6 protein-coding genes are annotated in these 4,990 nt (G+C 64.9%); 4 read left to right on the top strand and 2 right to left on the bottom strand.

Annotated elements, in window-relative coordinates:
* The 4 genes from AYR66_RS11965 to AYR66_RS11950 form a co-directional block, all read left to right on the top strand.
* Nucleotides 1-1,580: branched-chain amino acid ABC transporter ATP-binding protein/permease (locus tag AYR66_RS11965; protein WP_141104229.1), on the top strand; the 1,580-nt coding region annotated here is incomplete at its 5' end.
* Nucleotides 1,577-2,323, top strand: a complete 747-nt coding sequence (locus AYR66_RS11960) for an ABC transporter ATP-binding protein (protein ID WP_088707663.1) — start codon at nucleotides 1,577-1,579, stop codon at nucleotides 2,321-2,323. The genes AYR66_RS11965 and AYR66_RS11960, both read left to right, overlap by 4 nt.
* A gap of 17 nt (nucleotides 2,324-2,340) precedes the next feature.
* Complete coding sequence (locus tag AYR66_RS11955) at nucleotides 2,341-2,919, top strand: hemerythrin domain-containing protein (protein WP_088707662.1); 579 nt, start codon at nucleotides 2,341-2,343, stop codon at nucleotides 2,917-2,919.
* Between the two features lie 19 nt (nucleotides 2,920-2,938).
* Nucleotides 2,939-3,808, top strand: a complete 870-nt coding sequence (locus AYR66_RS11950) for an alpha/beta fold hydrolase (protein ID WP_088707661.1) — start codon at nucleotides 2,939-2,941, stop codon at nucleotides 3,806-3,808.
* Nucleotides 3,809-3,825: 17 nt separating this feature from the next.
* On the opposite strand, the gene AYR66_RS11945 is transcribed toward AYR66_RS11950, so the two are convergent.
* Complete coding sequence (locus AYR66_RS11945) at nucleotides 3,826-4,278, bottom strand: universal stress protein (protein ID WP_088707660.1); 453 nt, start codon at nucleotides 4,276-4,278, stop codon at nucleotides 3,826-3,828.
* 90 nt (nucleotides 4,279-4,368) lie between these two features.
* On the bottom strand, nucleotides 4,369-4,920 hold the full coding sequence (locus AYR66_RS11940; protein WP_088707659.1) for a glutathione peroxidase: 552 nt from the start codon (nucleotides 4,918-4,920) through the stop codon (nucleotides 4,369-4,371).
* Nucleotides 4,921-4,990: the final 70 nt, after the last annotated feature.

Below are 4,990 nucleotides of genomic sequence, written 5' to 3'. Positions count from 1 at the left end.
CCCCGGCGCAGCTGCCCGCCTGGCTCGCCTTCCTCGGCGGTTCGCCCTGGCTGGCGTTGATCGCGGGGCTGGTGCTGACGGCCAGCGTCGCCTGGGTGCTGGGCGCGGTCACGCTGAAGCTGTCCGGCCACTACCTGCCGCTCGGCACCATGGCCTGGGGCATCAGCCTGTTCTTCCTGTTCGGGAACATGGAATTCCTCGGCGGTCATTCAGGGTTGTCGAACCTGCCGGCGATCGATGTGTTCGGGTTCGCGTTGGCGGACAACCGGCACTACTACTACCTCGTCTGGGCCTTCGTGCTGCTGGCGCTGTTCACCACCCGCAACCTGCTCGATTCGCGCGAGGGCCGCGCCATCCGCGCGCTCAAGGGCGGCATCGTGATGGCCGAGGCGATGGGCGTGGATACCTCGCGCGCGCGCATGGTGATCTTTCTGCTCGCCGCGCTGCAGGCCTGCGCCGCAGGGTGGCTCTACGCGCACCTGCAGCGTTTCGTGAACCCGACGCCCTTCGGTCTGCAGACCGGCATCGAATACCTGTTCATGGCGGTGGTCGGCGGCGCAGGGCAGGTGTGGGGCGCGCTGGTCGGCGCGGGCGTCATCACGGTGCTCAAGCAGTGGCTGCAGGATGCGCTGCCGAGGCTGTTCGGCACCGCCGGCCATTTCGAAGTCATCGTGTTCGGTTTGATGATGATCGTGCTGCTGCACCGCACCCGCGACGGTCTGTGGCCGCTGCTGGCACGCTGGGTGCCAGTGCGCAGGGCCGATAAGGAAATCGATCCGGCCGCCGAGCCGCTGGCAAGGAAGCCGCAGCCGCCGCATGGCGAAACCATCCTCGAGGCGAAAGGCGTGACCCGCAAGTTCGGCGGACTGGTGGCCAACAACAACATGAGCCTGTCGGTGAAGGCGGGCGAGATCCTCGGCCTGATCGGTCCCAACGGCGCGGGCAAGAGCACGATGTTCAACCAGCTCTCCGGCGTCGACACGCCGACCTCAGGCGAGATCCTGTTCCGCGGCCAGCCGGTCGCGGGACGCAACTCGCGCGAGATCGCGGCGCTGGGCATGAGCCGCACCTTCCAGCATGTGCGCCTGCTGCCCACCATGACGGTGCTGGAAAACGTCGCCATCGGCGCGCACATGCGCGGCGCCAGCGGCGTCCTGTCGGCCGCATGGCGCCTCGACCGCAAGGAAGAGGATCGCCTGCTGCGCGAAGCGGCAATCCAGGTCGAACGCGTCGGCCTCGGCGCCTACATGCATGCCGAAGCGGGCAGCCTGGCGCTCGGCCAGCAACGCATCCTCGAAATCGCCCGCGCGCTGTGTTCCGATCCCTGCCTGCTGCTGCTCGACGAGCCTGCCGCCGGCCTGCGGCTGAAGGAAAAACAGGCGCTGGCCGAACTGCTCAAGCGCCTGCGCGCCGAAGGCATGGCGGTGCTGCTGGTCGAGCATGACATGGATTTCGTGATGAACCTAGTCGACCGCGTGGTGGTGATGGAATTCGGCGAAAAGATTTGCGAAGGCTTGCCGGAAGCGGTGCAAAACGATCCGGCAGTGCTGGAAGCCTATCTCGGAGGGGTGGCGGCATGAAGAACGTACTGGAAGTGAAGAACCTGTCGGTCGCCTACGGCAAGGTGGAAGCGGTCAGCAAGGTCAGCCTGTCGGTGCCGGAAGGCAGCATCGTCACCGTGATCGGCCCCAACGGCGCCGGCAAAACCACCACGCTGTCGGCGGTGATGGGGCTGCTGCCCTCGTCCGGCGAGGTCGAGTTCGACGGCAGCATCGAGCAGGTGCCGGAAGTCGAGCGCATGGTGGTGCGCGGCATGGGGCTGGTGCCGGAAAAGCGCGAACTCTTCGGCGCCATGAGCATCGAGGACAACCTGCTGCTGGGCGCCTTCCAGCGCAGGCGCAGCGGCCACCGCGACCACCAGCAGACGATGGAAGAAGTGTATGCGCTGTTCCCGCGCCTGAAGGAGCGCCGCCACCAGATGGCCGGCACGATGTCGGGCGGCGAGCGCCAGATGCTGGCGGTGGGCCGCGCGCTGATGGCGAAGCCGAAGCTGCTGATGCTCGACGAGCCCAGCCTCGGGCTGGCGCCGCTCATCGTGCGCGAAATCTTCCGCATCATCGCCGAACTGCGCCGGCGCGGCGTGTCCATCCTGCTGGTCGAGCAGAACGCGCGCGCCGCGCTGCAGGTGGCGGACCATGCGTACGTGCTGGAAAACGGCAGCGTGAAGATGCAGGGCCGCGCCGAGCAGCTGCGCAACGATCCGCGCGTCATCGAAAGTTATCTCGGCCTCGCAAGCAAGCACCAGGAAATGCTCGCAGGCTGACACCGTTTGGAGATCCCATGGAAGCAATACGCATCATATCGGACGAACACCAGGCGCTGGCCGGCATCCTGCATGCCATCCGCTTCATGCTCAGGAAAGTGGCGGCGGGCGAACTCGCGCCGGACCTCAAGCTGTTCCAGGCCATGGTGCATTACCTCGATGCCTACGCCGAGAAGCGCCACCATCCGAAGGAAGACATCCTGTTCGCGGTGCTTGCGAAGCGCACCGACGAAGGCGCCGATGCCATCGCCCGCATCGAGGCGCAGCACGGCGACGCGCCTCGCCGCATAGCCCGGCTGGAGCAGGCGCTGGCGGCCTTCGGCAACGATGCCGGGCGGCTCGAGGAATTCATCACCGCGTTCAACCACTACGCCGACTTTTACCGCGGCCACATGATGCTGGAGGAAGACCTGGTCATGCCGCTGGCGCGCGTGTACCTGACGCCGGAAGACTGGGCGTCGGTCAATCGCCAGTTCCGTGCGGAGATGGAAGCCAACTCCGGCAAGGACGGCAAGTCGGAAGACTTCGCCGGGATGTTTTCGCGCCTGGTCGAGTGCGCTCCGGCGCCTGTCGGCCTCGGCCCGCGTCCCTATTAACCCTGGAAAGGAAAACCGCATGAATACCGCAGCACATTCCCTCACCGAAGCCGCCACCAGCAAGTTCGTCCGCATCAAGGATGGCGAGCTTGACCTGCAGCTCCACTACAACGATGCCGGCCAGGGCGCCGAGACGGTCGTCATGCTGCACGGCTCCGGCCCCGGCGCCAGCGGCTGGGCCAACTTCCACCGCAACATCGAGCCGATGGTCGCCGCCGGCTACCGCGTGATCCTGATGGATTGCCCTGGCTGGAGCAAGAGCGATCCCATCGTCTGCACCGGATCGCGCTCCGAGCTGAATGCGCGCGCGCTGAAAGGCTTGCTCGACGCGCTCGACATCCAGCGCGCCCACCTGATCGGCAACTCGATGGGCGGCCACAGCGCCGTGGCCTTCGCGCTCGCCAATCCTTCACGCGTGGGCAAGCTGGTGCTGATGGGCGGCGGCACCGGCGGGCCGAGCCAGTTCGTGCCGATGCCGACCGAAGGCATCAAGCTGCTGCAGGGACTCTACCGCGAGCCGACCATCGAGAACCTGAAGCGCATGATGAACGTGTTCGTGTATGACACCAGCAGCCTGACGGAAGAACTGTTCCAGGCGCGCCTGGCCAACATGCTGACGCGCCCGGACCACCTGCAGAATTTTGTGAAGAGTTTGGCGGCGAACCCGAAGCAGTTCACCGACTACGGCCCGCGCCTCGGGGAAATCACGGCCCCGACGCTGGTCATCTGGGGCCGGGACGACCGCTTCGTCCCGATGGACATCGGCCTGCGGCTGATTGCGGGAATGCCGAATGCCGAGCTGCACGTCTTCAACCGCTGCGGCCACTGGGCGCAGTGGGAACATGCGGACAAGTTCAACCGCATGGTGCTGGATTTCCTGGCGCACTGAGAGCGCGCCAGGTTCGGTCAGGCCGCCTTCGGTTCGGCGGCCACGAGCACGCTGCAGCGCACCTTGTCGACCAGCACCGCATCCATCGATCCGCGCCACCAGCGCAGCGCAAAAGGTTTCTTGCGTGAATGGCCGACGATCACGAGGTCGATGCCGTGGCGGTTGACGAGGTCGGCGATGACATTGACCGGCTCGCCGACTTCGAGGTGCGGCGTCACGCGCAGGTCGGCTTCCTCCAACAGTTTGCGCCCCGCTTCGAGGACCTGCGCCATCGCTTCCTTCTCGGCCAGCTCCTCGTCGACGGTCGGCACGGCGGCGACGAATTCGCCGGCCAGCACGATGGGCGTGGGCGTTACGACAACCAGCAGGTGGATTTCCGCCGAAGCGCCGGGTGCAAGACGTATGCACTCCTGCAAGGCATGGCGGCTTTCGGGTGTGCCGTTATAGGCGACCAGGATTTTGCTGTACATGATTGCCTCCTTTGCAGGATGAAGGAATGTTTCTATTTGAATCATACATCCTGTGTAGTTTTCGGCAATCGGTTTCGGGCAAAAGATTGATTACGACCCGAGCGCTTTTTCGATCGCGCCGACGAGTTTGGCATCATCCGGTCCGACCCGGCTCGGATAGCTGCCTACCACCTTGCCGCTGCGGTCGATCAGGTACTTGTAGAAGTTCCATTTCGGCGCGGTGCCGGTGATTTTCGCCAGTTCGGCGTGCAACGGGTTGGCATCCTTGCCGCTGACCGAACTCTTGGAAAACATCGGGAATTTCACGCCGTAGGTATTGAAGCAAAAGTCCGCGATCTGCTTGCTGTCGCCCGGTTCCTGCGCGCCAAAGTCATTGGACGGGAAGCCGAGCACCACCAGGCCTTTCGGCTGGTATTTCGCATACAGCGCTTCCAGACCCTCGTACTGGCTGGTGAAGCCGCAATAGCTGGCGGTATTGACCACCAACACCACCTTGCCCGCGTACTGGCAGAGGTTTTGCGGCGCATCATCCTGCAGGCGGTTGAAGCGCTGGTTGAGGATGGACGGGCACGACGACGGCCCCTGCGCGAAGGCGGGTGCGGCGGTGGCGAGCAGGACAGGCAGCAGGATGGCAGGCAGCATGGCAATTCCGGCGGTGGAGTGGATCGTTTCATTCTAGTCAAAAACCGTAAAACGGACCGGACACCCCGAG

Origin of the sequence: Noviherbaspirillum denitrificans, from assembly GCF_002211445.1 — a bacterium.
GTDB lineage: Bacteria > Pseudomonadota > Gammaproteobacteria > Burkholderiales > Burkholderiaceae_D > Noviherbaspirillum > Noviherbaspirillum denitrificans.
Note: the sequence above shows the minus strand (reverse complement) of the source record. Positions and strands in the feature narration are given on the sequence as shown.

Bases quoted from the DNA above. Each gene is read 5' to 3' on its own strand.
- AYR66_RS11960 (WP_088707663.1), top strand. From the start codon at position 1,577: ATGAAGAACGTACTGGAAGTGAAGAACCTGTCGGTCGCCTACGGCAAG.
- AYR66_RS11955 (WP_088707662.1), top strand. From the start codon at position 2,341: ATGGAAGCAATACGCATCATATCGGACGAACACCAGGCGCTGGCCGGC.
- AYR66_RS11950 (WP_088707661.1), top strand. From the start codon at position 2,939: ATGAATACCGCAGCACATTCCCTCACCGAAGCCGCCACCAGCAAGTTC.
- AYR66_RS11945 (WP_088707660.1), bottom strand. From the start codon at position 4,278: ATGTACAGCAAAATCCTGGTCGCCTATAACGGCACACCCGAAAGCCGC.
- AYR66_RS11940 (WP_088707659.1), bottom strand. From the start codon at position 4,920: ATGCTGCCTGCCATCCTGCTGCCTGTCCTGCTCGCCACCGCCGCACCC.